20 protein-coding genes are annotated in these 26307 nt (G+C 59.6%); 4 read left to right on the forward strand and 16 right to left on the reverse strand.

What is annotated here, in order from left to right:
- Positions 1 to 41: 41 nt before the first annotated feature.
- From Q1A07_RS01190 to Q1A07_RS01200, 3 genes are all read right to left on the reverse strand, one after another.
- Positions 42 to 1871, reverse strand: coding sequence for a serine hydrolase (locus Q1A07_RS01190; protein WP_299777040.1), 1830 nt, complete (start codon positions 1869 to 1871; stop codon positions 42 to 44).
- A 310-nt stretch (positions 1872 to 2181) separates the two neighbouring features.
- Positions 2182 to 4359, reverse strand: a complete 2178-nt coding sequence (locus Q1A07_RS01195) for a molybdopterin cofactor-binding domain-containing protein (protein WP_299777042.1) — start codon at positions 4357 to 4359, stop codon at positions 2182 to 2184.
- A 1-nt stretch (position 4360) separates the two neighbouring features.
- The gene (locus Q1A07_RS01200; RefSeq protein ID WP_299777044.1) at positions 4361 to 4825 is read right to left on the reverse strand and encodes a (2Fe-2S)-binding protein; all 465 of its coding nucleotides are present in this window, start codon (positions 4823 to 4825) and stop codon (positions 4361 to 4363) included.
- Between the two features lie 139 nt (positions 4826 to 4964).
- Between Q1A07_RS01200 and Q1A07_RS01205 the strand changes: the two genes are divergently transcribed.
- Positions 4965 to 5570, forward strand: a complete 606-nt coding sequence (locus tag Q1A07_RS01205; RefSeq protein ID WP_299777046.1) for a TetR/AcrR family transcriptional regulator — start codon at positions 4965 to 4967, stop codon at positions 5568 to 5570.
- 15 nt (positions 5571 to 5585) lie between these two features.
- Here Q1A07_RS01205 and Q1A07_RS01210 read toward each other — a convergent pair whose 3' ends face one another.
- From Q1A07_RS01210 to Q1A07_RS01230, 5 genes are all read right to left on the reverse strand, one after another.
- Complete coding sequence (locus tag Q1A07_RS01210) at positions 5586 to 6587, reverse strand: endonuclease/exonuclease/phosphatase family protein (protein WP_299777048.1); 1002 nt, start codon at positions 6585 to 6587, stop codon at positions 5586 to 5588.
- Positions 6584 to 7633 (reverse strand): sn-glycerol-3-phosphate ABC transporter ATP-binding protein UgpC, encoded by a 1050-nt coding sequence (gene ugpC / locus Q1A07_RS01215; protein WP_299777050.1) that lies wholly within the window; start codon positions 7631 to 7633, stop codon positions 6584 to 6586. The genes Q1A07_RS01210 and ugpC overlap by 4 nt, the downstream gene beginning before the upstream one ends.
- A 12-nt stretch (positions 7634 to 7645) precedes the next feature.
- The gene (locus tag Q1A07_RS01220) at positions 7646 to 8515 is read right to left on the reverse strand and encodes an ABC transporter permease subunit (RefSeq protein WP_299777052.1); all 870 of its coding nucleotides are present in this window, start codon (positions 8513 to 8515) and stop codon (positions 7646 to 7648) included.
- Between the two features lie 10 nt (positions 8516 to 8525).
- On the reverse strand, positions 8526 to 9407 hold the full coding sequence (locus tag Q1A07_RS01225; protein WP_299777054.1) for an ABC transporter permease subunit: 882 nt from the start codon (positions 9405 to 9407) through the stop codon (positions 8526 to 8528).
- A gap of 68 nt (positions 9408 to 9475) precedes the next feature.
- Positions 9476 to 10780 carry an extracellular solute-binding protein gene (locus Q1A07_RS01230; protein WP_299777056.1) on the reverse strand — a complete coding sequence of 435 codons (1305 nt, stop codon included), beginning with the start codon at positions 10778 to 10780 and terminating at the stop codon, positions 9476 to 9478.
- 235 nt (positions 10781 to 11015) lie between these two features.
- Here Q1A07_RS01230 and Q1A07_RS01235 point away from each other — a divergent pair, with 235 nt between their 5' ends.
- Positions 11016 to 12047, forward strand: coding sequence for a LacI family DNA-binding transcriptional regulator (locus Q1A07_RS01235; protein ID WP_299777058.1), 1032 nt, complete (start codon positions 11016 to 11018; stop codon positions 12045 to 12047).
- A 76-nt stretch (positions 12048 to 12123) separates the two neighbouring features.
- On the opposite strand, the gene Q1A07_RS21890 is transcribed toward Q1A07_RS01235, so the two are convergent.
- The 4 genes from Q1A07_RS21890 to Q1A07_RS01250 all read right to left on the reverse strand — a co-directional run bounded on the left by Q1A07_RS21890 (position 12124) and on the right by Q1A07_RS01250 (position 18146).
- The gene (locus Q1A07_RS21890; protein ID WP_366944007.1) at positions 12124 to 12537 is read right to left on the reverse strand and encodes a GFA family protein; all 414 of its coding nucleotides are present in this window, start codon (positions 12535 to 12537) and stop codon (positions 12124 to 12126) included.
- A gap of 86 nt (positions 12538 to 12623) precedes the next feature.
- Positions 12624 to 13535, reverse strand: a complete 912-nt coding sequence (locus Q1A07_RS01240; RefSeq protein ID WP_299777060.1) for a LysR family transcriptional regulator — start codon at positions 13533 to 13535, stop codon at positions 12624 to 12626.
- 227 nt (positions 13536 to 13762) lie between these two features.
- The gene (locus Q1A07_RS01245) at positions 13763 to 16915 is read right to left on the reverse strand and encodes an AAA family ATPase (protein WP_299777062.1); all 3153 of its coding nucleotides are present in this window, start codon (positions 16913 to 16915) and stop codon (positions 13763 to 13765) included.
- Between the two features lie 262 nt (positions 16916 to 17177).
- On the reverse strand, positions 17178 to 18146 hold the full coding sequence (locus tag Q1A07_RS01250) for a calcium-binding protein (RefSeq protein ID WP_299777064.1): 969 nt from the start codon (positions 18144 to 18146) through the stop codon (positions 17178 to 17180).
- Positions 18147 to 18630: 484 nt separating this feature from the next.
- Between Q1A07_RS01250 and Q1A07_RS01255 the strand changes: the two genes are divergently transcribed.
- Both Q1A07_RS01255 and Q1A07_RS01260 read left to right on the forward strand, forming a co-directional pair.
- Entirely contained in the window at positions 18631 to 19530 is a 900-nt protein-coding gene (locus Q1A07_RS01255) for an NAD-dependent epimerase/dehydratase family protein (RefSeq protein WP_299777066.1), read from the forward strand.
- A 56-nt stretch (positions 19531 to 19586) separates the two neighbouring features.
- The gene (locus tag Q1A07_RS01260) at positions 19587 to 20867 is read left to right on the forward strand and encodes an oxidoreductase (RefSeq protein ID WP_299777068.1); all 1281 of its coding nucleotides are present in this window, start codon (positions 19587 to 19589) and stop codon (positions 20865 to 20867) included.
- A gap of 150 nt (positions 20868 to 21017) precedes the next feature.
- Here Q1A07_RS01260 and Q1A07_RS01265 read toward each other — a convergent pair whose 3' ends face one another.
- From Q1A07_RS01265 to Q1A07_RS01280, 4 genes are all read right to left on the reverse strand, one after another.
- On the reverse strand, positions 21018 to 21581 hold the full coding sequence (locus Q1A07_RS01265) for a hypothetical protein (protein WP_299777070.1): 564 nt from the start codon (positions 21579 to 21581) through the stop codon (positions 21018 to 21020).
- On the reverse strand, positions 21578 to 24121 hold the full coding sequence (locus Q1A07_RS01270) for an HWE histidine kinase domain-containing protein (RefSeq protein WP_299777072.1): 2544 nt from the start codon (positions 24119 to 24121) through the stop codon (positions 21578 to 21580). Before Q1A07_RS01270 ends, Q1A07_RS01265 begins: the two co-directional genes overlap by 4 nt.
- Positions 24122 to 24356: 235 nt before the next feature.
- Complete coding sequence (locus tag Q1A07_RS01275) at positions 24357 to 24743, reverse strand: response regulator (protein WP_299777074.1); 387 nt, start codon at positions 24741 to 24743, stop codon at positions 24357 to 24359.
- A gap of 133 nt (positions 24744 to 24876) precedes the next feature.
- A complete protein-coding gene (locus Q1A07_RS01280; protein WP_299777076.1) occupies positions 24877 to 26280 on the reverse strand; it encodes a short-chain fatty acyl-CoA regulator family protein in 1404 nt (467 codons plus the stop codon).
- Between the last annotated feature and the right edge of the window lie 27 nt (positions 26281 to 26307).

The raw sequence follows: 26307 nt of genomic DNA on the forward strand, positions 1-26307 counted from the left end.
GCCCGATGTCGCCTTGTGGGGCTGCATGGTGATACAGTGGATCAGAACAGGAAATCGCTTTCCTGCAATTCACAGTGCCGGTCAAGAAGTTCGATACTGTCCCCGGCGCCATACTCGACAGTCACCCGGCCCCACCAGCTCCGGCTGATCTGCAGGTCCTCGAAACTCAGGCCGGTCTGGCTGAGGTCGATCACGTCTTCGCCAAAGCCGAAATCGCGGATTGCATCACGTTCGTCACCCGCCTCGAAAACGAAGCTGTCGGCACCGCGCCCGCCAAACAGCCGATCATTGCCTGCACCACCTTGCAAAACGTCTTCACCCGTGCCGCCAATCAGGATATCGCGCCCGTCTCCACCGTCGAGCGTATCATCCCCCGCAGCCCCGATGATCCGGTCGCACCCGGCGCCACCCGCCAAAAGGTCATCCCCGGCCCGGCCATTCATACGGTCGTGGCCCGCACCTCCGCCCATCTTGTCATCGCCAAACCCACCTGCGAGCCGGTCATTGCCGCCGCCTCCGATAAGCTGGTTGTCCGCATATGCGGCATCCCGCGCAGACCGCAACACATCGAAGCGGTCGCGGCCCCCGTCCCCGATCCAAAGCACGGAACCGTCAGAAAAGGTGAATGCATCTGTGTCCAGCTGATCAGGCGTGCCCTCAAAGGTAAGGGTCGCATCGTCCAGGCTGAACGTGGTCTGGGTTTGACCTTCCACATCCAGCGTCTCGGCAACGTCGATGTCCGCAGCAGTGCCCGCAATCGAGAAGCTGCCTGCGTCCGGGTCAAAGCTGGCCCAGTTCTCGTCGTTGTAAATGGCTGCAAACGCATCAAAAAGAAGGCTTGCGGGGTCTGCTGTGCTGCTGCTCGTGGCCACGCTCAGGATCGTCCCGCTTTCCACATGCAGATAGGTTGATGAATTGGTACCCAGGGTCCCTCCGTCAAAACCGATAAAGGTCTGCCCATAGAGCTGCGCCGACGTCAGACCGAGACCGAAACTGACGATGCTCGTCCCGTCTGGGCTGGTAAAATAAGCCTCGAAATCTGTCATCTCAGTCAGCATGTCGGGCGATAGCAGTGACTTTGAGACCAACAGTGCATCGAGAAAGCGCACCATATCCGATGTCGTTGAGACGGCGCCGCCTGTTGCGCCCAGGTCCAGGGGAATGTCGGTCACATCGGTCAGGTCACCCGTGCCGATATCCGCGTAGCTACGCAGCCGGTCGTCACCCGCAGCTGTGGCCTTGAACCCGGTGTCCTCCATCCCCGATGGGGTGAAAATCCGCGTGATCATCTCATCTGCCAGCGAAGAGCCCGTAACGCTCTCGACAAGACGCTCCAGCAGCAGAAAATTGGTGTTTGAATACTGATAAGCGGTGCCCGGTGCGAAATCCGCCGGTACGTCCTGCACGATCTGCAGTAGTGCCTCCGGCCCGATGGGTGCTGTCGGATCGCTGATCAGCTGCTCGATATAGATCGGACGGCCACTATCGCCCAGCACACTGTCAAAATCCGGGATGCCTGACTTGTTTTGTAACATCTGCCGCACCGTGGCGATCCCCGCGTTGGCAATGCCATCAACGACCGCCGGAGGCAGGTAATCCGCTAGTGGTTTGTCCAGATCGATCAGCCCCTCCTCTGCCAGTTGCAGCACGACCACAGAGGTCATCATCTTGGTCTGGGAGCCAATTTCATAGGTGTTGCCGGTTTGTGCGGGCGTCCCCGATCCCCGCGCCTGTTCGCCTGCGGCACTGCGCACACTCAGCCCGTCGCGCCAAACCTCGATCAAGGCCGCAGGGGCCTGGTTTGCCGTCATGAATGCGTCAAGCGCTTGCTTTTGAGGGGTTTGTAAATCTGATGGGTTGAAATCAGCCATCCTGGTTTTCCTTGTCTGATAAACGGTGACCAAATCGGTCAGGGCGCCGGTTATCGGAGAAGACAGGGACAGGCGTCTTTCGAGGTCGGGGAGGACAGGTTTATCGTCTGGACGCGCAGGGTCAGACAGCCTCGCGGGGTGCTACTTTGATTGCGATACAGGCGGACAGGAGCGGCCAAAGGCAGTACCCTTCAGAAATCGGAAAGCAGCCGTCTAAAAGTTGACTGCTTACGACGGATATCCGGAGGCGCATACTCTGCGCCTCCGACGGTCCGGCCTGGCATTCCACCGTCACGCCAAGGCTGCAGGATCAGGCGAACGACACGCCGTTTTCAGCCATCGGCAGGCTGCTCACCCGCAAATCGCTGCTGGCAGCAATCGCATTGGCCAGCGCCGGGGCGGCAGGTGGCGTGCCGGGTTCCCCAACACCGGTTGGGGCCTCCGCCGAAGGGACGATATGAACATTGATCTGGGCAATATCGCCGATCCGCAAGGGCTCGTAGTCAGGGAAGTTGTATTGATCCACCGCCCCATCCGTCAGGGTGATCTGGTCGCGCATGACATGGCCGATGCCATAGCCGATACCGCCCTCCATCTGCGCTTTGATGACATCAGGATTGACAGCGATACCGCAATCTACCGCGCAGGTCACCTTTTCGATCCGGACACCCTCTTCAGCCGTGCCGGAGATCTCGACCACCTCCGCGACGTAGCTGCCAAAGGATTTATGCACAGCCACGCCCTGGCTGCGCCCGGCGGGTGCATTGCCCCACCCGGCCTGATCGGTGGCCAGCTTCAGAACACCGGCCATGCGCTGTTGATCGAGATCTCCCTCCAGATACTTCAACCGGTAGGCCACCGGGTCCTGCCCCGCAGCACTGGCTGCCATATCCATCATGACCTCCATCACATAGGCCGTGTGGGTATGGCCCACCGCGCGCCACCAGAGCGTGCTTGTGGCCTTTTCCGTATCGGTCAGCCCGAAATGCGCCGCCGGAATGCGGTAAGGCGTGTCCGCTGCCCCCTCGACAGAGGTGTGATCCACCCCGTCGCGCACGCTGAAGCTCTCGAACGACGTGCCCTTCATGATCGGCTGACCCGCGATGCGGTGATCCCAGCCGATAATCTCGCCATCCGCATCCAGCCCGACCCGCACCTTGTGACCAAAGGCCGGGCGATAATACCCGCTGCGCAGATCATCCTCGCGCGACCAGACAAGTTTGACCGGACGCGTCCGGTCGGTCATCACAAAGGCCAGCGCCGCCTCGACCTGATAGTCCGCCGTAGGCGTGGCGCGCCGCCCGAAGGAGCCGCCCGCCAGCATGGTCTTGATCTGGATCTTCTCCATTGGCAGCTGGAAGATTTCTGCCATCGCCATATGCGGGCCAGTCGGGAATTGGCAGCCGTCATGCAGCAGAATACCGCCATCTTCGGTGGCCTCGATGGTACAGTTCAACGGCTCCATCGGAGCGTGGGCCAGCAGCGGGAAGTAAAACGTCTGCTCCACCACCTGCGCCGCCCCGTCGAGCGCGGCTTGCGTGACGGCGGCATCGGTCTTGTTCACGTTGTAGGTCGGTTCCGCGTCCAGCGCGGAACGAATTTCGGCCTCAATGGCATCGGAACTGCGGGTCTCCGCCGCAGACATGTCCCACTCGACCTCAATCGCATCGCGCGCCTGCATCGCGGCCCAGGTGTTTTCGGCATAGACCGCGACACCCGCCTGATTGGGCAGAATGGCCGCGCGGATATAGCCTTTGACCTCCTGCGCGCCGCTGTCATCCAGCCCCGTCGCCAGCGCGCCGCGCTGCTCGGGACGTTTGATCATCGCCACCATCTGGTTCGGCAGGAAGACGTCAATGGCATATTGTGCACTGCCGTCACCCTTGATGGCGCTGTCGAGCCGGCGCACGTCCGGATTGCCGATCAACCGGAATTCCGAAGGGTCCTTGAGCCTCGGCTCTGCGGGCGCCTCCAGCGTTGCGGCGGTTTCAACGAAATCACCCAAGGGTGCCGTGTTGCCAGCGCCTGAAATCACGCCCTCCTCGATCTTGAGCGCGGATGCCTCCACGCCCCATGTCTGCGCTGCCGCCTCGATCAGCATCTCGCGGGCGGCGGCCCCGGCCTGGCGGTATTGCAGATAGGAATTGGCCATGGCGGTCGACCCGCCGGTGCCCTGAACGGGGCCGAAGAGCGTGTTGTTGTAGACCTCAGGATTGGACGGCGCGAACTCATAGTCGATCTGGTCCATGCGCAGGCCAAGCTCTTCGGCAATCAGGGTGGACAGGCCCGTGGCCGGTCCCTGCCCCTTCTCGAAATGCTTGACGATGGCCGTGACCGACCCGTCGGTGCCGATCTTCACGAAGGGGTTCAGCATGGCCGGGCTGTCTGCGGCGGCCAGCGCGCCATCGGGGCGTATGCCCAGCACCAGCACGGTACCGGAGGCGGCAGCAGCTTTCAGAAATCCGCGGCGGGATGTGGAAATGGTCATATCAAGCCTCCAGAATTTCAGACGCGCGCTGGATACCGGCGCGGATGCGTTGATAGGTGGCGCAGCGGCAGGCGTTGCCATACATGTAGCTGTCGATTTCCTCGACGGTCGGCTTGGGGTTTTCAGTCAAGAGCCCCACTGCGGACATGACCTGCCCCGACTGGCAGTAACCGCATTGCACCACGTCCAGTTCGATCCAGGCCTGCTGGACCGCAGCACCGATCTCGTTGTCGGCGATGGCCTCGATGGTCGTGATCTCGGCATCACCCACGTCTTCGACATAGGTCTGGCAGGACCGCACGGGCGTGCCGTCTATGTGCACGGTGCAGGCCCCGCAGGAGGCCACGCCGCAGCCGAATTTGGTGCCGGTCATCTGCAGCTCGTCCCGGATCACCCACAACAGGGGTGTGCCGGCCTCGGCATCGACCTCATGTGTCTTACCGTTCAGTTTCAGTGAAATTGCCATTCAGGGTTCCTCTCGCTCATACGCATGGGTGCCGCTCGCTTCATGCGTGTAGATTAAATGAGACACGCCTGAGTGTAAACTGGCGAGTTTACACTCAGGCGATTTGACCTGCCGGGCGGGATGCTTAAAAGCTGGGCACATGGAACTGACAGACACGACCCCCTGCTCCAAGCGCGGCCAGATCATCGAGGCGGCGGTGCAGGAATTTCAGGACAAGGGCTTTGCGGCGGCCAGCATGGACACGATCTCGGCCCGCGCCGGTGTCTCCAAACGCACGCTCTACAAGTATTTTGAAAGCAAGCACAATCTCTTTCAGTCCATCGTGGCCACCCTGTCGGAGCGGATCACCGACACGCTGGATATACGCTATGATCCGGGCCGGGACATCCGCGCCCAATTGACGGATCTTGCCTGGGCCGAAGGGCGGCTGCTGTCCTCGCCTGCCGTCATGGCGATGTCGCGCATGATCATCAGCGAAACTTTGCGCAGTCCCGTGCTGGCGGCGGAGGTGCAGGGCAAGATCGACAAGAAATCGGCCTTCGTGGCGATGCTGCGCGCCGCGCACGAAGACGGAGCGCTGGATGTCGCAGACGCTGACACCGCCGCGGATGAGTTCATCGCGCTGATCAAGGCCAAGGCCTTCTGGCCCGTGGTTCTGGGCGAAGAGATGCTCACCAACGCCCAGATGGAAGCGGTCGTGGAAAGCAGTGTGGACATGATGATCGCCAGATACACCCGGGCCTGACGCCTGCCTGTGACGTCAGAGCGTCACCCGGCACAGCATGCAATCATGATCCGACAAGGGGCGCCCGCTCGCATGTACGGAGGGCAGCACCGGCAGAGCTTCACCCGTCACACCACGGCTGGCGAACCAGTCGAGCTTCATCTTGCGCGTCGGATGCGGTGTGATCAGGCTGGCACGGGTGGTTATACCCTCCGCTGTCAAATCCCAGCTATACCCTTGCTCTTTGGCCAGGCCAAAGAGGGTCTCCTTGCGCCAGTCAAAATCGGGCGGCATGTGATTGCCGGTGTTCAGATCGCCCCCGATCAACACCGGGAGCCCCGGGGCAAAATCATCCACCGCCGCCAGCAGGCGACCGAATTCCGCGTGCCGATACGGGGCCTGTGCGTTGCTTTCCAGATGGGTCGAGACAAAGCAAAGCGGCCCCGCCTCGCTGGGCACAATCGCTGCCACGGCCATACGACCACCCAGCCGCGGCTGTCCGGTGTCTCCCACGCCCTGCGGTCCGGTGCAGAACCAATGGCCCTTCTGATCCAATCTGATCAGCACCAGTTTCTCAAACGGCACCGATGAGAGGATCGCATTGCCATGCCATCCGGCAACGTTGAAGTCATCGGTGCAGAAATCCCGCTCGGTCTCTCCGCCCAAACCCATTTCGTAGAACTCGACCCCATATGCATAGGTCATGCCCAGGGCCGCGGCCATCTCGGCGCTGGTATTCTTTTGCGCCGTGCGCGCCATGCCGCTGTCCATCTCGGACAAGAGCACAATCGCAGGGCTGTGCTGCGCCAGATGATCCGCGCTCTCCGCCGGGAAGAGGCAACGCTCCACATTCCACGCGGCCACGGTAAATGCGCGGGGCAGCACGTCCCGCGCGGGCGTCCCGCCCTGCTCCAGCACGGTCATCGCCGGGATGGAGGACATCAACTCCGCATTTGCCTCCGGCGTGCGCGGGGCGGACAGGATACGCGCACGCTCCGCCGCCGTGACGCGCGGCAGCGCCCCAACGATCTGCGTCATACGCGGCGTTGGGTTTGCGGGTCAAAGATGTGCAGGGCGTCCGGCTTGAGGCCAATTGTCGACGGCCCTGCCTGGGCCTGTTCGTCCTTGCCAATGCTGACGGAAAACGGCGCGCCGCCCAACTGGCCGTGCAGCAAGCGCAGGGCGCCCAGCTCTTCGATGATGTCGATGGTAAAGGGGATATCACCCGCGCCGATCAGGACATCTTCCGGACGCACGCCCACCAGAACGGACCCCGGCGCGCCCTCGGGTGCACGTCCGGCCAGCACCGTGCCGTCGGACAGGGTGATTGCCTGATCCGCTCCCACCGTCGCGGGCATCAGGTTCATCGGCGGCGCGCCGATGAAGCTCGCCACAAAGGTGGATTCGGGGTGGTTATAGACATCCGACGGCGTGCCGATCTGCTCGATCCGTCCCTCGTTCAGCACGATGATACGGTCGGCCATTGTCATCGCCTCGACCTGATCATGGGTCACATAGACCGCCGTGGTGCCCAGCCTGCGCTGCAGCGCCTTGATCTCGATCCGCATCTGGTTGCGCAGCTTGGCGTCGAGGTTCGACAGCGGTTCGTCAAACAGGAAGAGCTCCGGCTGGCGCACAATGGCGCGGCCCATGGCCACCCGCTGACGCTGCCCGCCCGAGAGCTGGCTGGGCCGTCGGTCCAGATACTCTGTCAGGTTCAGCATGGTGGCCGCTTCGCGCACCTTGGCGTCGATCTCAGCCTTTGGGATGCCACGGTTGCGCAGCCCGTAGCCCATGTTCCGCTCCACCGTCATATGCGGATAAAGCGCATAGTTCTGGAACACCATTGCAATGTTGCGATCTGCCGGATCGACATCGTTGACCACCGCATCGCCGATATAAAGCGACCCATCGGAGATTTCCTCCAGCCCGGCGATCATCCGCAGCAGGGTGGATTTCCCACAGCCCGACGGCCCCACCAGCACGACAAATTCGCCATCGGGGATTTCAAAGCTGCAGGTCTGCACGGCCTCATTGCCGTTGGGATAGACCTTGCGGAGCTGTTCAAGCGTGACTTGCGCCATGTATCGCGTTCCTTACTTGTCGGATTCTGTGAGGCCCTTGACGAACCAATTCTGAAAGAAGACCACGATCAGCACCGGCGGCAGCATCGCTATGATGGCCAGCGCCAGGGCTTGTCCGTGTTCGGGGATCTGGGCGTCCGTGTAGCTGAGCACGATCTGCTTGATCCCGCGCACCAGCGTGAAGAAGCTTTCATCGGTGGTGATCAGCGTGGGCCAGAGGTACTGGTTCCAGCCAAAGACGAACATGATGATGAAAATCGCGGCGATCATCGTGCGGCTCAGCGGCACCAGGATGTCGATGAAGAATTTAACCGGGCCCGCGCCATCAATCCGCGCCGCCTCGGCCAGTTCTTCGGGCACCGACATGAAAAACTGCCGGAAGAAGAAGGTGCCGGTGGCCGAGGCAATCAGCGGTACGATCAGGCCGGTGTAGGTATTGGCCAGCCCCAGCCTCTGGATCGCCTCGTAAGAGGGCAGAATGCGCACCTCCAGCGGCAACAGCAGCGTGGTGAAGATCATCCAGAAGGCCAGCGTGGCAAACCGCAGGCGGAAATAGACAATCGCATAGGCCGCCATCATCGAGATGATGATCTTGCCGAGCGCAAAGCCAACGCCAAGGATCAGGGAGTTGATCAGCATCAGCGTACCATCAACCGTTTGGGTAAAGCCGCCTTTTTCAAACATGGCTTTCTGAAAATTAGTGCCCAGTTGATCGCCAAACCCCAACTGAATCCCCTGGCGGTGGATGGTCACCGCGTCATGCGATGCGGTGATAAAAGCCAGGAGCGGTGGGGCCATCATGAGAATGGCGCCGAGGGTCAGGATCGTATGGTCCGACACGGTGGACCAACGGATGCGGCGGCGGGGAGATGTCTGTGTCATGTCGCGCCCCTCAGGTATAGTGAATCCGGCGTTCGATCAGCCGGAATTGGAAGACGGTCAGCAAGAGAACAAGCACCATGAGGATCACCGACTGCGCGGAAGAGCCGCCCAGATCGTTGCCCCGGAACCCGTCGAGGTACACTTTGTAGACCAGTGTCATCGGGTTGTTGCCCGGCTCTCCCTTCATCAGCGTGTCGAGGATCCCGAAGGTGTCAAAGAGCGAATAGGTGATGTTGATGATCAGCAGGAAGAAAGCGGTTGGCGCCAGCAGCGGAAAGGTCACCTGCCAGAACCGTCCGGTGGCGGAGCGGTTGTCGATCATCGCCGCCTCGCGCACCGCGCGGGGGATCGATTGCAGACCGGAGAGGAAGAAGATGAAGTTGACGGGGATTTGCTTCCAGACGGCGACCATGACCATGGCGGTGGCCGTCGAGTTGTAGTTCACGCCCAGTTTGAAATCCCACCCAAAGGTCTGGAAAAACACGGTGAGCGGCCCGTTACGCTGGTCAAAGAAGAGGATGCCCAGAAAGCCCGCCACCGGGGGCGCGATCGCATAGACCCACATCAGCAGGGTGCGATAGCTCTTTGCGCCGCGGATCACATTGTCGGCCTTGACGGCCAGCAGCAACGCGATGGCAAGCGAGAAGAAGGTGACAAGCGCGGAGTAGACGACGGTGAACCATGCGATCCGCATGTACTCGCCGTTGTTGGCCAGATCGGTGTAATTTTCCACGCCCACGAAGGTCGACCCGAAGCCAAACGGGTCTTGAAGGTAGAAAGAGGATTGCAAAGCCCAGCCCGCAGGCCAGTAGAAAAAGATCGCGATGATCATCAACTGCGGCAGCAGCAAAGCCACTGGCAGCCAAACGGTCGTAAAGCCTGCGCGTTTCATGAACTGTCCCTGTCATGTGCAGAGTGGCCGCATGAGGCGGCCACTCTTATTGGTTCAAAAGCTGTACGTCAGCCTTGTGTTTTTGCAAAACGGGCCAACAGGGCGTTGGCTTCTGTCTCGATAGCTTTGAAGGCCGCGTCGACGTCTGTTTCACCTGTCAGGATACGGCCATATTCGCGGTTCATGATGTCGCGGATCTGCACGTAGAACCCCATACGGTATCCCTTGGTGTGGTCACCCGCTGGCAGGGTCAGCTGCTTGATGCCCACTTCGGCGGCAGGGAAACGCTCGTAGTGGCCGTCAGCAGCCGCCGCTTCATAGGCGGCTGTGGTGATCGGCACGTAACCGGTTTCCTTGTGCCAGAAATACTGTGTCCCGGGTGCGGTCAGGAACTTGAAGAACTCGGCCGTGGCCTTGTTTTCCTCGGCAGATTTACCCGACATCGCAAAGAGCGCCGCCCCCCCGATGAAGGTCTGTGTGGGCTCTGTTGTTACAGCTTCCCAATAGGGCAGCATGGTCGCGGAAAACTCAAAGCCGAGGTCTTTCTGAATCAGACCGCCGAAGGAGCCCGAAGAGCCCAGCCACATGGCAACCTGGCCTTCTTCGAATGGCTTGGCGTTGTCGCCCCAGCCGGTGCCGTACCATTCAAACAGGCCCTGATCTTTCCAGTCCGAAAGCGCTGTGAAATGCGCCTTGATCGCCGGATTGTCGATCAGGATCTTGGTGTCCGTGCTGTCATAGCCGTTGTTATTGGAGGCGAACTGCAGGTTGTGCCGCGAGAAGAAGTTCTCGGTGAAAATCCACGGCAGGTGCGATTGTGACAGCGGGATGTAGCCCGCTTCCTTCAGCGCAGGCGCCGTGACGGAGGCAAACTCTTCCCACGTCTTCGGTGGCGTGACACCCGCTTTTTCCAAAGCGTCGATGTTATAATACATGATCGGCGTCGAGGAGTTGAACGGCATGCCGATCATCTTGTCGTCGCTGTCCGCGTAGAAATAGCGCACGCCGGTGATATAGTCGTTGATGTCAAAATCGACGCCATTGTCGGCCAGCAGATCGGCAACGGGAATGGTCGCGCCCTTGGCCCCGATCACGGTGGCGGCACCGGCGTCAAAAACCTGAATGATGTTCGGATGCTCGCCCGCGCGGAAAGAGGCGATACCGGCGGTCAGCGTTTCTTCGTAGCTGCCTTTGTAAACAGGGGTGATCTTGTAGTCGTCCTGGCTGGCATTGAAATCTTCGGCCATCTGATTGACGGTTTCGCCCAGCTGCCCCCCCATTGCGTGCCAAAAGGTAATATTGGTTTCAGCAAAGGTTGCCGTGGTCGTCAGACCAAAGGCAGCCGTTGTTGCTGCAATCTGCAGAAATTTCATGTCAGGCTCCGATGTTGTCACCGCATGAGTGCGGCGAATGATACATTGTTATGGTGGCGCAGCGCCACATTGGCTTCCCTGTGCAAAGTCGACTGTCGACATACGCAAGCGTCGCGATTTTACCATGGATTGCTCCGTGGAGATTCGAAATATGCACGCGTGTTCACATAACTGTCAAATTTTACAGGTATGTGACGGTTCGGAAGGTTTTTGGAAAAAGTTGAGGACCGTCACGATGGCCCACGATCGACCCCTTGCAGACCGCGCTGCACAGCCCCGCCGCCGGCCCCGTGTCACCGCTGCTGACGTGGCCAAGACGGCTGGCGTGTCGCGGTCTGCCGTGTCGCGCGCCTTCACCCCAGGCGCATACCTGGATGAGGATAAACGCCAGCGCGTGCTGAAAACGGCGATGGATCTGGGGTATCGTCCGAACGCGCTCGCCGCCAGTCTGCAGGGTGCGGCGACCGATCTGGTTGGCGTTGTGGTCGGCGGGTTGAGCAATCCATACGACAGCGAATGGTTGGCTGCACTTGTGTCTGCGCTGAATGCCTCGGGCAAGTGGCCTATCGTCCTCGGCGGACAGGCGGAGGGGCTGGACGAAAGCGTCACATCGATTCTCTCCTATCCGCTGGACGCACTGATCGTGCGCGGCGGCAGCCTTGGCGAAGCGCTGATCGACAACTGCACGAAACTCAACATCCCGGTGATCTTTTCGGGCCGCGTGATATCGCATCCGGCCATCGATTGTGTCGCCTGTCGCAACCACATGGGCATGGTGCAGGCGGTGACCCTGCTGTTGGAAAGTGGGCGGCGACGCATTGGATACATCGGCGGGCCGCCCACCCTGTCGTCAGAGAAAGAACGACTGGCGGGCGTGGTCGAGCGGTTGGCAGAGGCCGGACTGATGCCTGCCGCGCAGGTAACGTCCGACTACAGCTTTGACGGCGGAAAATCGGCCATGCGCGCGCTCTTGCGGGACACATCGCCTGACGCGGTTGTCTGCGCCAATGATGCCATGGCGCTTGGGGCCCTCTCCTTTGCCCGCAACACCTGCAACCTGACGGTGCCGGACGATCTGGCAATCATCGGCTTTGACGACATCGCGATGGCGGACTGGGCGGAATTCGATCTGACAACCGTCCGAAACCCCTTGGAAGAAACCGTCAACGAAGTACTGCGCCTGCTGGAAGATCGCCTTGCGAACCCGCAGAAACCGGGTGAGGTCGTTATGGTCGAGCCGGTGCTGGTAAAACGTGGCACACATTGACCCCGATGCATCCTAAAGCCTGATTTTGGAGCCTACTTTGACAGGCGCCATGGTCTGGACCCGGAGTGGTCATCAGTTATCGTGGTAACCCTCTGGAGTGTTGCGGAAGACCGTCATCGATAGGGCAATCTGCCACTCTGCTGCTGACCCACATGTGACAAACAGGTTGGGCCACAAACGGGGGCTCGATCACCGCGGCAATGACGCCGATGAGCTCCGGAAAGCCTTCTGAGGTGTCGAACATGACGGTTTGGCATTGGCTACAGGCCACGCGCTCTGTCCGGGCTCCCGACGCGGCGACAAAGTGCATCGCTGTCTGAGGTCCGTGTATCGCGCTCAGCCCTTTGTGAAAAAACGCCGTGAGGCAAGATGGCCTGCCGGTCGCGGCACGGCAGTCTGTACAATGACAGATCATCTGCGTAACCGGTGCCGTAGATGCCTCGAACTGCAACGCGCCGCAGGTGCACTTGGCGGAAACCAGTGGTGTCATCTTGCAGACCCTTTCCTGATGTGTGAGGTGCGCGTACGCCCAGCGCCTTGCCTTGCCCGCGTGGGCTCACAAGTCCCCAAGCCTTTTCAGGCGCACGCACGCTGTTTGAAGGTCGCCACGCTATCCTGTTGCGTCGCTTGTGCCGGATCGCCGAAAACGCTCTGTGCCCTCTCCCGCAGCCAGCGAATGGCCGTCTGTACCCGCAGCGTCTGCACTGTATCAGGATGCGCATGCAAATGCAGAACACGGGTGATTTCATATTCAGGGTGGTCAATCCGCTGCAGCGCCGGATCGTTGTCCCCAAGACAGACCGGCAGCAACCCCTTGCCCAGCCCGCCAGCAACCGCGGTACGCACCAGCCGTGCATCATTCGCCGTCAGCTGCAACACCTCTTCAGGTTTGCGCATCTTCTCAAGAAACTTGGCGGGCGCGCGGCGGCTTGCGCTTTCATCCATCATCGATGCCCAGGGTAAATTGTCATGATTGACCCCGCGCGGGCCGTAAACAGCAAAAGGCACCTCCACCAGCTTGATGGCAAATTCCCCCATTTGCGGTGGCTCTTCGAACCACAGGGAAATGGTTGCAGCCGTCCAAAGCGACGCCGTCGGTTGACCGGAGGCGAGCCGCAGGGACATCTGCGGATGAGCTTTTACGAAGGGAGGTAAAAACAGGTTTGCCAGCTGCTCGAGAACCCAATGGTCGCCCATGATCTGCAGCTGTCCCACGGGGCCCTCTTCCGGGGCGGCCGCGACCTCGGCGATGGTGTCAGCACGCCGCTCGATCTCCATGGCGTGTACGATCAGTTTCTCGCCGATCTCGGTCGGAATGATGCCGGTTTTCGATCTCAAAAAGAGGGTTGTGCCAAGCGCCGCTTCAAGAGCCGAAAGCCTGCGCCCGGCCGTCGACTGGTCGATGCCCAACATGACAGAGGCCCGCGTCAGCGAGCCGGAACGGACAATGGCCAGCAGAATCCGCAGATCATCCCAATTCAAGTTCACAACCTAAACCCCTCGTACGTCTCTGCCGCGCAACCCCAGAGCGGGAATGATAAACTGCCGACCTCGCTCGCTGTCTTTTGGTCCCAACAAACAACCCGCATGCGGCAATTTCTTGGCTCAGAAGACGGCGATGATTTTGCATTACGCGGCATCGACCGATGGTCTCAGAAGACAGGGAATGAATCCTGACGAAGTCTTGACCAAATCCTGACCCTACGACAGTTCGTTCAGGAGCCGGTATCAGCGAGGTCCAGGAACCTCGGAGTCATACCGAATGCACGAATTAAGTCAGACGCCTTTTGGCTGTGTTCAGAAGCCCGGCTTTCCGCGCCCAACATCCTGTGCAAACGCGCCGCCGTTGCGTGGATGCGCGGCGTGAAAAAAACGTCTTCCGCCTTTTGCGCGCAGGTCAGCGCGTGCTGTGCCGCTTCCAAACCCGCTTCAGGCTGATCTGCTGCCAAGAACGTTTCCGCTTGCAACCCGTACCAGTTTGCCAACTGCACCCCGGCACCAGCGGCTTCAAAGACCGCAATCCCCTCGTCCATCGCTTCAAACGCTGGCTCAAAATCCTGCAATTGCCCCAATGCCCAGCCGCGCATGACCAAGCCGGTGCTAAGCCAGAAATCGAAGTTGTGTTCCCGGCTGACGACAACGGCGCGATCCGCCAGCGCAAGGCAGCCTGCGGCATCCCCCATGAACATGTATGGCTCTGAACAGAGTGCGAAGTGAATGGCCTGTGCAAATGGGTTTTCGTGCACCTCGCTCAACTCCGCAGAGCGCTCAATATATGCTTTGGCCCTTTCGACGTCCCCCGACAAGCTGGTGGTCCAGGCGGCATAGGCGGCGCAGGCCACAGCCGAGTTTTGTGCGGGCAGTGTCGCGGGCGGCGCACCGCCGGTGCTGCGCAACCCCGACATCAAATGGCCCAATGCCTTTTGTGTTTCTCCGCGGTGCAAGAGCACCTGCCCCATGCTGGCCTCGGCTTGCAGATCAAGCGCGGGTTCCCTGACTGAGGCCGCGATGTCCAGAAGCTTTCCCGCGTGGCCCAGTGATTCCGTCAAACGCCCGCTGACCCATGTGTGAATCCACAACCCCACCAGCACCCGGATTTCCGACTTGGTGCTGCCCACGCCGCGGTTCAGCACACGGGCCCGGTAATAGGCCTCTCCCACGTCCACCGCGCCGTATCCGCGCAGCGCCGCCAAGGCGGGTGCCAGGCAAAGCTGCAGATCAAGTTCCTCCTTTGCAGCGTCCGGCATATCTGCATCAATCAGGGCCAACCCGTCACGGGCAAAAGCGATTGCCTCGCGACGCGCCGAACGGTGGAGCGCATCACGGCTGGCAGCGATCCAATAGGAAATGGCTTTCCGGCGCGCGCCAGCTTCCTGATGGTGCCAGGCCAGTCTTTCCGGCCTCGGGGTCCAGTCAAACACTTCTTCTTCCAGCAAGGCAGCAATGTCGGCGTGCAGGCGCTTTCGATCCCTGGGCGCCACCATTGAACAGGCCGTGTCATGGATCAACATATGGCGAAACGTGTACCCATCTGGCTCCGCCTGAATAAACCCCATGCGGATGAGCGGTTCGACCGCGTGCTCGACCTCTTCCACCCGCTTCCCAAGCAAAAGCATCATCAGCTCGATCCGTGCAGGCGTCCCAATGACGGCGATCACGTAGAGCAAGGTACGCAGCCCGGCGTCCAGCGCACCGATCCGGACGGCGATGACCGCCTGAACCGTGTCTGGTAAATCGGTGGAGGGATCAGCCCCGACCTGACACGCCAAAGCCAATTCCTCGATAAAGAACGGATTGCCAGCGGCGCGGCGCACCAACTGCTCGCTGGTGGTCTCATCGAACCCCTTGTTGTCTGCGTTCTGCTGAAGCAAGCTCACACTGTCCGCACGCCCAAGAGGTGCAAGGTGCAGGACCCCTTCGGTCAGGGACGCTGTGTCGGTGGGGCGCGTGGTCATCACGATCATAAGCCGCTTGCGCCCAATATCACGGAGCATCGCCTCCAGGTACTCCTGCGAGGTGGCATCAATCCAATGCGTATCTTCAATGACAAGTACCATCGGCTGGCTCTCACACGAGGCCGCCAGCATTCTGTCGATCAGGACGAGGCTGCGTTGGCGCCGCTGATGATCTGACAGTGCGGCCAGTGCCGTCTTGGAGACATTGGGCTCTTCATAGAGGTCCTGCAACAGCGCGGTATCGACATCATCAAGAAGCGTACCCTCCGGAGGCGGCGAAAAGAGCGACAGGCACATATCCCGGATAGGCGCGCGGGGTGAGTTTATCAGACTGGGAAGGCACTGCAGCTTGATGTGCCTGACACCTGCCTCATCCAACGTTTTCAGAAATTCGGACACCAATCGCGTTTTGCCAATGCCGGCCGGGCCGGACAAGACAACCCCCTGCCCGTCTCCTGTCTGCACAAGCTCAAGGTTCTTAAGCAAAAAAGCCATTTCCGCGCGACGACCGACAAAGGCAGCAGGCTTTTTTCGGGGCCGCGCCGGGACACCGGATTGCATCTGAGGGATCGAGATCAGGCGAAATCCGGCGGGGCACTGCACGCTCTCAATCTCATCCCGCAGCTGATCATGGGTTGCGGCGCTGAGGATGATTTCGCCGCGCGCGGCAGCCTTGGAGAGGGCGTTGGCCTTGCGTTCAATCCCGCCGGGAGGCGCCCATTTTTCCATGTCCTCCCCCGCAACGACGTCGCTGGTCCCGGTGTCGATCCCAATGGACACCACCGCACCCGGGCCCAGCATGTCCGCACAGTCCAACAGTGCCAGGGCACAATGCGCGGCCCGTCGGGCGCCGTCCTCGTAGATGCCACCCAAGCCGAAAGAGACGGTGAAACCTTCCAGCACCATCCGCAACAGGTGCCCCTGATACTGATCGACAATTTCCCGAGCGCGGCCGAGAAACTCGTCGGAGAGCGGCGGCGGGTCGTCAGCGCCCACCTGCCCACCTGAGTGTCCGATCCGAAGGCTCAGAACCGCGGCCAATCGCTGTTCGCGGACCACAATCGCCTCGGCGTCATTACCCACAAGGGCGGGGCTTGGCGTTTGCGGTCTCTCCTGCGCGGCAGCTACGAAGCGGAAGCCAAGGCCGTGGTAGGTTTTCAGAACCTCCTGGCTGTTGTCCGCCACGGTCGTTGCCTTGCGGATCAGGCTGATGGTTTTCTGCAGGGCCGCCTCTGAAACCTGTGCCGACCAGAAAGCATCCAACAGCTCGGATTTCGGCACCACACGATCCTGATGTTCGATCAGATAGCACAAGACATCAAATGCCTTGGGTGACAGGGGTACCAGGCCCATGTCATCCCGCAATTCACGCCGTTCCGTGTCGAGCGTAAATGTCAGAAATCGAAAAATCATCGGAAAACTACGGGCATTGGAAAAAGTGAGGTCTGTGTGGCGCATCCTATCAATGAATCCGCAAAGGCAACAGCCCGGGTGGCGCAGCGGGTTCCGGTTGCTCCCGCGCCTGAGTTCCGCGGGCATTCCCTCCACGGGTCACTGCGGCTAACGTGACGGGTGTCGGCGCGAGAAAGATGTCACGTTACACCCTATCAACGGCTGGTTTGGGCCGACGTGGCGAGGTCACGCCCCCGGCAGATCTGATCCGCAGTATGACGGCCTACCCCATCCATGGGATGTCCAGCGTTTCCAGAACCGGAGGATCAAATGGTATTTCCGGCTGGGGACCAATGAACAATGGCTCATGTCCCCACGTTGATCCCTCCAGAATACTGTCATCCGCAATTTTTTCAGCAACCAGAGCGGCCTCCACGTCACGCAACCGGGCAATCCACTGCCAGCCATCATGGGCCGTGTTAGCGCAAATGTAGGTGTCGACCCCGACGTTGATCGCGAATAGCACGTCCCCATCACCCGGGTCCTGGGCAAAAAAGCCGTCGTCAAACCGAAACCGGTCGTCGGAAAGGCTGAAATCCATCACTTCCACAAAGCCGAATTCACCGGAAGCCCATGAACTGCTGGGGTGCCACCCGATCGTGTCTCCACCTGCGCCTGTGTCTATCTCGTTCAGCCCCGCACCGCCCAACAGAAAATCATTTCCGGACCCACCATTCAGCGTGTCGTCGCCCTCGCCGCCGCCAAGAACATCAGCACCTTCGCCGCCCCGGATCAAATCGTTGTCCGCGCCGCCCCGAAGGGTATCGTTGTCATCGCCTCCCTGGAGAGTGTCATTGCCGGACCCGCCCTGCAGTGAGTCCCGACCACCTCCCCCAATCAGCGTATCGTTTCCTCCGAGACCAAGGATCGTGTCATTCCCCGCGCGCCCATCAATGTAATCCGCCAAGGCGGTGCCCGTCAGAAAATCGTGACCGTCCAAATCGCCCCCGACGTCCCAATCCAGCACAGACCGGCCTGCTCTGGCATGCAGCCCGTTCAGCAGGCCCCCGCCCTGTGTTCCAAACCAGAATGAGTTGGAGACGACAGCGGAAGATAAACCTGGTGGAAGAGAAATACTCCCAAGGGGCAACGGCACGTCGGCCGGGTCCTTCTGAAGCAAGCTCCGCCCCTCATGATCGAACAACAAGCCTGTATCGACCGCAAAGGTTTTCAATCCCTGCCTTTTTGTCACATCAGGCGTCCCTTCCTCTTACTACCAACACAAATTTCCGGCTCATCATAACCGCTTGAGACCCGGCAGTTCGGCGCTTGAATCCGATCCTAATCCGCGCACACCGCGCCCGGAACCTGCACCGGCGCATAAGGCTCCAGCACGTGCGCAATGAAAGCGGTCGACGGGATTGCGACGCCCTTGAAGGACTTCAGGATGCGCCCATCCGAATGATAAGACCCTTCTCTGGCAACCGCGGTTTGACCATGAGCCGCACTCTCATGAATCTTTCTATCGCGCCAGCAATGCAGAACGGCGCCACGAGCCATAGAAACTTTGCATTCTGCGATAAATCAACCTGATGAGCCCTCTGTGAAAAGAGACAAAAATCAGCTTAATCAATTGTTACCAAAATATTTTCTGAAATTTTCAAGATCCGGTCAATCTCTGACCCTCGCGATTGACCTGAAGGGGGCTTGAGGCTCTAGCATGGCGCGAAAGTCAAATGGAGGAAGCTGTGCGTGTCTTTATCACCGGGGCCACCGGCACGATTGGAACTGCGATCCTGCGCAAGCTCGTTGAAGACGGGCATGACGTCACCGCGTTGACGCGTTCTCAGCGCGCGCGGCAGAGCGTTATGGCGGCAGGGGCGACACCCTATGCGGGCGACTTACGCGTGCCCGAGGACTGGGCCCGTCATGCGGTCACCCATGAAGCTATTATCCACACCGCAACAACGTTCGACAAAGACATGGCGGAAGTTGACGGCAGGCTTGTCGCTGCCCTTCTGGAGAAAGTCAAAAAAGTGCGGCATCGTCCACGTCTGCTCTACACTGGTGGCTGTTGGCTCTATGGTGACACCGGGGAGACCAGCGCGGACGAAGATCATCCCTTCAACCCTGTGCCCGCATTTGCCTGGATGGTTCAGCACGCCAGACAATTGTTGGCATCGCCCGATTTTTCAACGGCTGTCATCCATCCCGCATTGGTTTATCACGGGGCGGGCGGCGCGTTGGAAAGCTTCATGTCGGCAGCAACATGCGGTCAGCCGATCGAGATTTGGGGCACCTTGGACGCGCGATGGCCGCTCATTCATCGACAAGACCTGGCCGATGTTTACGGTGCGCTGCTCGTGCGGTGCGATCTCATCGGCCATTTCAATGCGGTTGCCGAAGAGGGTGTTCCCGTGCAGCAGATCGCGGATTTCATTGCACATTACAGCGGTTCGGAACATCCTCATTTTGTCGTGCCTATGGATACATTGATTACACGACACGGTGCGGCGGCGCTTGGGCCAACTCTGAAGCAAGGGATGACCGCACAGAAACTACAAAGGCTGTTGGGCTGGACGCCAAAGCAACTGGATTACCGCGCATCCGATCTTTTCATCCCCAGAAAAAATTGATTGAAATCTGCCTATTGCAAAAATGACCCGACCTAAACTGCTCATGCGCGGCTGCAATGGCACTGCAAACACACTCTTTCCAACAGGACAGTTCTGATGAAATACTCTACCGCCAGCAGGGTCCCGAAATGACATCAAAGACCCATGACAACCTCCTGTTTCAACCGGTTCATCTCCCCTGTGGCGCGGTCCTGAAGAACCGGCTTGTCAAGGCAGCCATGTCAGACGCGCTGGGGGATGGGTGTGGCAGGCCGACCCCGGCACAGAACAAGGTATATGCGCGGTGGGCAAATGGTGGCATCGCCGCATCAATCATTGGCGAAGTGCAAGGTACGTCACGGTTTCCGGAAAATCCCGGTAATCTTGTACTCCAGCCCGAAACCTCGACACCCTTCGAAGAGCTAGCCAGCGCAGGACAGGCCAATGACGCGGGGCTATGGGTGCAACTTGGTCACGCCGGGGCCCTCGCCCATGCAAAGATCAGCCAGCCCGCCGGACCAAGCGCCATCGACCTGCCCGGTTTGACCTGCGCTGCGATGACCCTGAAAGAAATACGGAAACTGCCTGACGAATTTGCCCAAACTGCGGGGGCTGCCAAGACCATGGGTTTTGGTGGAGTTGAGATTCACGCCGCCCACGGATTTCTGCTCAGCCAATTTCTCTCCCCCTTGTTCAACACACGCAACGACGTCTATGGCGGCTCTCCGGAAGCGCGGCGACGTCTCGTTCTGGATGTGATTTCAGCCGTGCGCGATGCCGTTGGCGAGACCTTTCCCGTTGCCATCAAGATCAACGCCTCCGATATGCTCGAAGGGGGACTGACAGAGAGAGATGCGCTGGCTCTGGTCGACGAGTTGGAAGCCTGCCCCATCGATCTGATCGACATCAGCGGAGGGACCTATTTCCCGGGCGCGGCCTCTTCCTCCGATGGTGCGGGCAAAGGCCCCTATTTCGCAGAATTCGCCAGGCAGGCGCGCAAACGGACGGCAAAACCCCTGATGCTCACCGGCGGTGTCAAGACCTTCGCGCAGGCTGATGAACTGATACGTGCAGGCCACGCGGACGTTATTGGTCTGGCGCGCGCATTGGTGCTGGAGCCCGATCTACCGCATCAGTGGCAACGCGGCGAAAATCTGAACCCGGCCTTTCCAAGGCTGACGTCAACCGAGACAGGCGCTGTGACGGCCTGGTACACGATGCGTATTGCTGCTCTGGCAGAGCGCCAAGAGGTCGAGGTCGCCATGGAGGCATCCGAGGCGCTTTCCCGGATCAAGGCGCAAGACGCAGCAAAAGTGGCGCGCTGGACAGATCATTTTGCAGGGTTATGCGGCCCGTGACGCCTGCGTCCGGGGTTGATTGAGAGCCCCCAAAATTGCCTGCATGATAAACTTCAACTACGCACCGTAACAATATGAATTAAATTTATATTTCACGTAAAAAACTCTAACGCATGGCCTCCGGTGATCACCTGACCCTGGCGGTACAGGTCAACTCCCAATGCGCATCCGCGAGGAAACCGCCGCGACAAATGCAAAGCTCTGGGCAGCCCCCCGCTCGATCCGCTCTGCCGCAGGCGCATCACACCCGCGACTTTCCATCAGCGCGACCAGCGATTGCCACGTTTGCTTGCCCAGACGAGCGCTGATGAAAGCCTGCGGCGCATCAGGCAAAACCTGTGCAATATTGGCGCGAAAACTGGACCTGCCAAAGGACGCGCCATGTGCCACGTAGAGTCCTCCGAGCAGTGCTTCCTCAGTTTCATAGACCAGCTGGGTTTCTACTTCCTGTGGTGGCCCCACATCCGCCTGGAGTTGGGCACATACCATCTGCAGAGACAGATCAGGCCATATACCCGCCTGCTGATGTGCCCTTTCCACCACCTCATAGAAACGCTGCAAGACCTGCAAGGCGGTACGATAACACCTGGGCGTGATATCGGGGGCGGTCAAACGGCCCAGCACTGGATCATGATGCAATGTTTCATGCAGATCGCGTGTCGACAGGGCGACATGTGCTCGGACGCCCCTTCTTATCGGGGCCAGTTCTGTCATGTATCAATCTCCGCCAACACAGAGCGCAATTCATCCTCCCGAACTGGCTTTTTCACCACGGGAGAGGAGGCAAACATCCCGCCAAGTTTCATCGTATCGCCGTAACCTGTCACGAAGATAAAGGGAATGCCCCGCTCCGCCAAGGCCTCTGCCACGGGCTCTGACGTCAGACCGGCGGTCAAATTGATGTCGAGAATGGCAATTCCGGGGTTCAGACGATCCAGCTTTGCCAGCGCATCCTGCACATTGAGCGCGGTCTCCACCGTCTCAAAGCCAACGGCTTCGAGAACCCGCGCCGTGTCCAGGGACACCACATAGTTATCCTCCAGCAGCAGGCATCTGGCCTTCGTGATTTCAAGCGGATCGTTTGCGAGGGGGTGGGGGAAAAGAGAGGGTGAAACACTCTCCAGCGTTTTGAGGGGGAGCTTGTCCACCAACACGGAGTCCGGCAGTTTCAGCACAACCCGCACCCCACCCTTGTGATAGTCCAGTTCAACCTCGCCATCTAACTCAAAGGGCACCGAGGTTTCGATCAGCGTGGTTCCAAAGCCCTTGATCTCCGGCGGATGGATTTCCGGCCCACCATCTTCCCGCCAGTTGACGTGCAACCCGTCGTCATGCCGTTTCAGATCAATCGACACGTGACCCTCGGGCTGCGACAGCGCGCCGTATTTCACGGCATTGGTCATTAACTCGTGCACGACCAGCGCAAACATCGGCACCAAATCCGACCGGATGCCAACGTCGTCGCCCCGCACGCTGACGCGCCTGTCTTCCTGATTGTAGGGCGCCGCTTCCAGCGCAAAGATCTGCATCGCGGTAGCGCTGACGTTTGTCTTTTCAGCCCCAAGATCATGGGCGGACGCGACCGCGGAAATACGGGCCTCCAGTGCGGCGACATAGCTTTGGATAGATCCGTTATGGGTCAAGGATTGCTGCGACAACGACCGGATCAGGGCGAGAATATTGCGCACACGGTGGTTCAACTCGTCAATCAGCAACGATTGTTGACGGTTGGTCCTTTCGATGAGTGCCTTGCGCTCGGCACTCACCAGCATCGACCAGATTTCTTCGGCAATCGACTTTTGATCCAGGGTCCAGGGCTCCGATGTGCCGCGGACCTCGGCCTTGTACTGCGCAAAGGAGCTGCGTGGATTCAACCGAGCCACGCCGTCCAGCTTGATGATCGTCTTTTCGGGTACACCGGCCCAGGACACAGCGCTTTGTCGATCCTTGCGAAAGAAGATGACTGCGCTGTCTTCCGGCAGTTTGGCTACAAGTATTCCAGAAATGTCCGGGCCGCATTGCGCTGAGAGTGTCGGATACTCCTCGCCGAGGTGCGAGGAAGAGGTAACACCGGGTTCGAAGGAACTATTCTCAAAGAGCTCCGCCAATCCCTCTCTGGGCGGCGTGATGCCGGTCGTGAACACGGCATCCTTGAATAGCATGGCCGCCCCGTCAGCCTGCATGGCCTTTGCCAGATCTTCAACCACGGCGGCCTCGAACACCTCGGCGCTCATTTCTTCGCGGCGCCCGTTCGTGACTCTTCGACGCAATTCTTCGGCCTGCACGAGACGCTCCATCTGGGCCACTTGCTGGATGCTTTCCAGCTGTAGTTTGAAGAATTCTGCAAAATTGCGGCACAGTTGCCGCATCCGCTGGTTGGGGTGCCGCGGCTTGGTATGATGGAATGAGATGATCCCCCAGAGCGTGTCCTTGATCACAATGTTCAGCGTGAAGGTCGCCCCTGTCCCCATGTTGCGCAGGTACTGCATGTGCACACTCGAAACGCCGCGAAGATGGCTAGCCGTCATGTCCAGTGGCTGCAGCGTAGGTGTTGCGGACAGAACCGGAACAGGAGTGCCATTCACGTCCGCGATGTAGCGCATTGGGGTTTGGAGCATGATCCTGCGCGCTTGTGCGGGGATGTCCCATGCGGGAAAACTCAGCCCGAGATACGTGTCAATCCCGGCAACGGTGGCTTCGGCCTGCACCCGACCATGCCCTTCGGCCTCAAATTGATAAATCATGACCCGATCGTATCCGGTGAGTATCTGCAGAAGTTGTACCGTCTTATCGAAGAGCGTCTGCGCCGTGTTCACAGAGCGTAGTTGCGATGTCAGAAACTCAAGATCCCGCAGGTTGTCCGGAACGGCCGTCTCCCGCAAGGTTGCCGGTTCAAACTCAAAAAGGGTGCATCCAGGCGCTGCCGACGCGGTGACAATGACTTCGCTTCCGAAAATCTTCAGCAGCCCCAACTCATTCACCTTCTGATCGGTCTCCTGATGGATCATTCCGTTGAGCAATGCATGCCTTTCTTCCCGGCTGCACAGATCGTTGAGCGTTTGCGCAAGCAAGTCTGTTACCGGGCGACCGATAATGTCCGCCGTGTTGACGCTTGCGTAGAGCACCTGCAAGCTCGTGTTGCACACCGCAATCATCGCGCCATGCGACTGGATCGTGCCGGGTATGTGCACCGGTTCCGCGGCGCAGTTTTCCAGCGCTTCGGCCAGGTCGTTGTCTGAATTCCTAGCGTGCATCTTTCTCCTCCGGATACTCCGCGTGATCAGGCGCGTTTTCTCTCAAATCCGTCGCAAAAATGTGGCCTGAGCGTGCCTGCAATTAATAGAGATTTCATCATGCTAAAATTTGGTTAGCGGCACATGAGTACTTGTTGCCCAATGCGCCGCACGCACGTCCCCAACAGCACAAACACCGGGCGCAACGTGCCTTTTACGAAACAAGTCGCGGCATGATGCCAGTCGGTGGGGCGACTCACGTGGCGGGCGATGCCTTGGACAGCTTACCCCGGTCAATCAGGTAAAATGCGATGTCCGAAACTTCCGAGGGCGAGACCGGTTTCCGGATCAGGTAATCCGCGCTCATCGCCTCGTTGTGATCGCCGTTGGCAAAGATACTGGACCCGGTGATCGACAGAATCGGTGTGTCAGGCATGCGCATGCGCAGGAAATTGGAGAAAGAGACTGTCGCCCCGTCGATTACAAACAGATCCAGAATGACCAAGTCATACTGCGCCCGCAGTGCACGCGACATGGCGTCCGCCACCGAGCGTACGGCGTCCACGGCTGCCCCGCCCAGTTCAAGCGCGGATTTCAGCGAACTCGCAAGGGTCAAGTCATCTTCGACAATCAGAATATGCATGCACCACCTCTTCTTGAAATTGACAAGAATATTTCCGGCAGGTTTAAAAAGTCATAATCGGGGGGCCGCGCAGCATGGGATTGCCGGTGGTCGCGCTTGGTTTCAGACGGGGACCGCGGGCCTATCGCAGCATTCAGCTGCCGTAGCGTGTGGCCCCTCGGCGCCGTTCGTCCACCGGGTCGGACCGCACCACCGCATGATGCGCCCGCTGATCGCAATTGACTCGCGGGCAAATCCGGCAATTGATCCCGATGGGGGTCATCGTGGTATCGGACAGCGCGTGCCCTTCGGCATATCCGATGGCCGAAATATGCTCGGTGCTGCAGCCCATCGCAACCGCCAGCCGCACGTCCTGGGCAAAGCGGGTGAAGCTCGGGCGATCCACCGTGCGCGCAAAAACAAAAAACCGGCTGGCGTCCGGCATTTCCACGAATTGCGATACGATGCGCCCCGGCGTGCGGAAGGACGTATGCACATCCAGCCGCGGACAGGCTCCGCCATATTCCGCAAGCTGGAAATCCGTGGCGTTGAACCGCTTGGACACATTGCCTGCCTTGTCGATGCGCAGAAAGAAAAACGGCACCCCACGCGCACCACTGCGTTGCAGCGTTGTGGCGCGATGGCATGCCTGTTCAAAACTCACGCCAAACCGCGTGGCCACATGGTCGAAATTATATTTGCTGCTGAGGATTTCATCCAGATAGGCCCCGTAGGGCATCAACACCGCCGCTGCAAAGTAGTTGGCCAGCTCCACCCGGCAGCGCGCGCGCCCCTGCGGGTCGGTCAGGCCCGATTTCAACATCAGGTCATCCAGAACATCCTTATGCTCGATCAGGCCGAGGACATGCACCAGCTGAAACACCCTGTTGGGATGGTCCAGCGCCTCGGAGAGGATCACCTCCCGGCGGTCCTCGCTGTATTCCCGCAGCGTGCCCGGCATGTCGGCAACCGGCACCAGACGGACATGCAGGCCAAACTTCTTGCGCAGCCGCTCTTTCAGGGCCGCATAGATATCATCGGTTGCCACACGCTTGCCGCCCCAGAATGTTTCTGCCGCGCGTTCAAGCTCGTGAAAGTAGTTATGATGTTTGCGAAAGAAATTATGCACCGTCGCTTCCGGTGCCTTCGGCAGGGCCGCCTGCGCGCCCTCGCCCGCACTGGCCATGCTCATCAGCTGGTCGGTTGCCGCGAGATAAGCCTGATGCAGTTTTTGAAAACAAGCGGCCAGATCGGGACTATGCGTCAAGGCGCCCCGCAGCTGGGTCAGATCCGGGCGTCCGGCTTCGAAGAGCGGATCCTGCAGGACCCCGCGCAGATCCGCCAGCTTGGCGGTGTCGTCATCCTCGACCAGATCGCGCCAGTCGACACCATAGACCTCCAACAGCCTCAGCAGCACCGGCACCGACACGCTGCGTTCGTTCTTTTCAAGCAGGTTTACATAGGATGTGCTGATGCCAAGCGCCTTGGCCATCTGCGCCTGGGTCTGAGCGCTATCTCCGCGCAGGCGACGCAGTTTTGGGCCGATAAACGTCTTCATACAACATTCGATACCGAAAATTTTACA

This window comes from uncultured Roseobacter sp. (genome assembly GCF_947492555.1).
GTDB lineage: Bacteria > Pseudomonadota > Alphaproteobacteria > Rhodobacterales > Rhodobacteraceae > Roseobacter.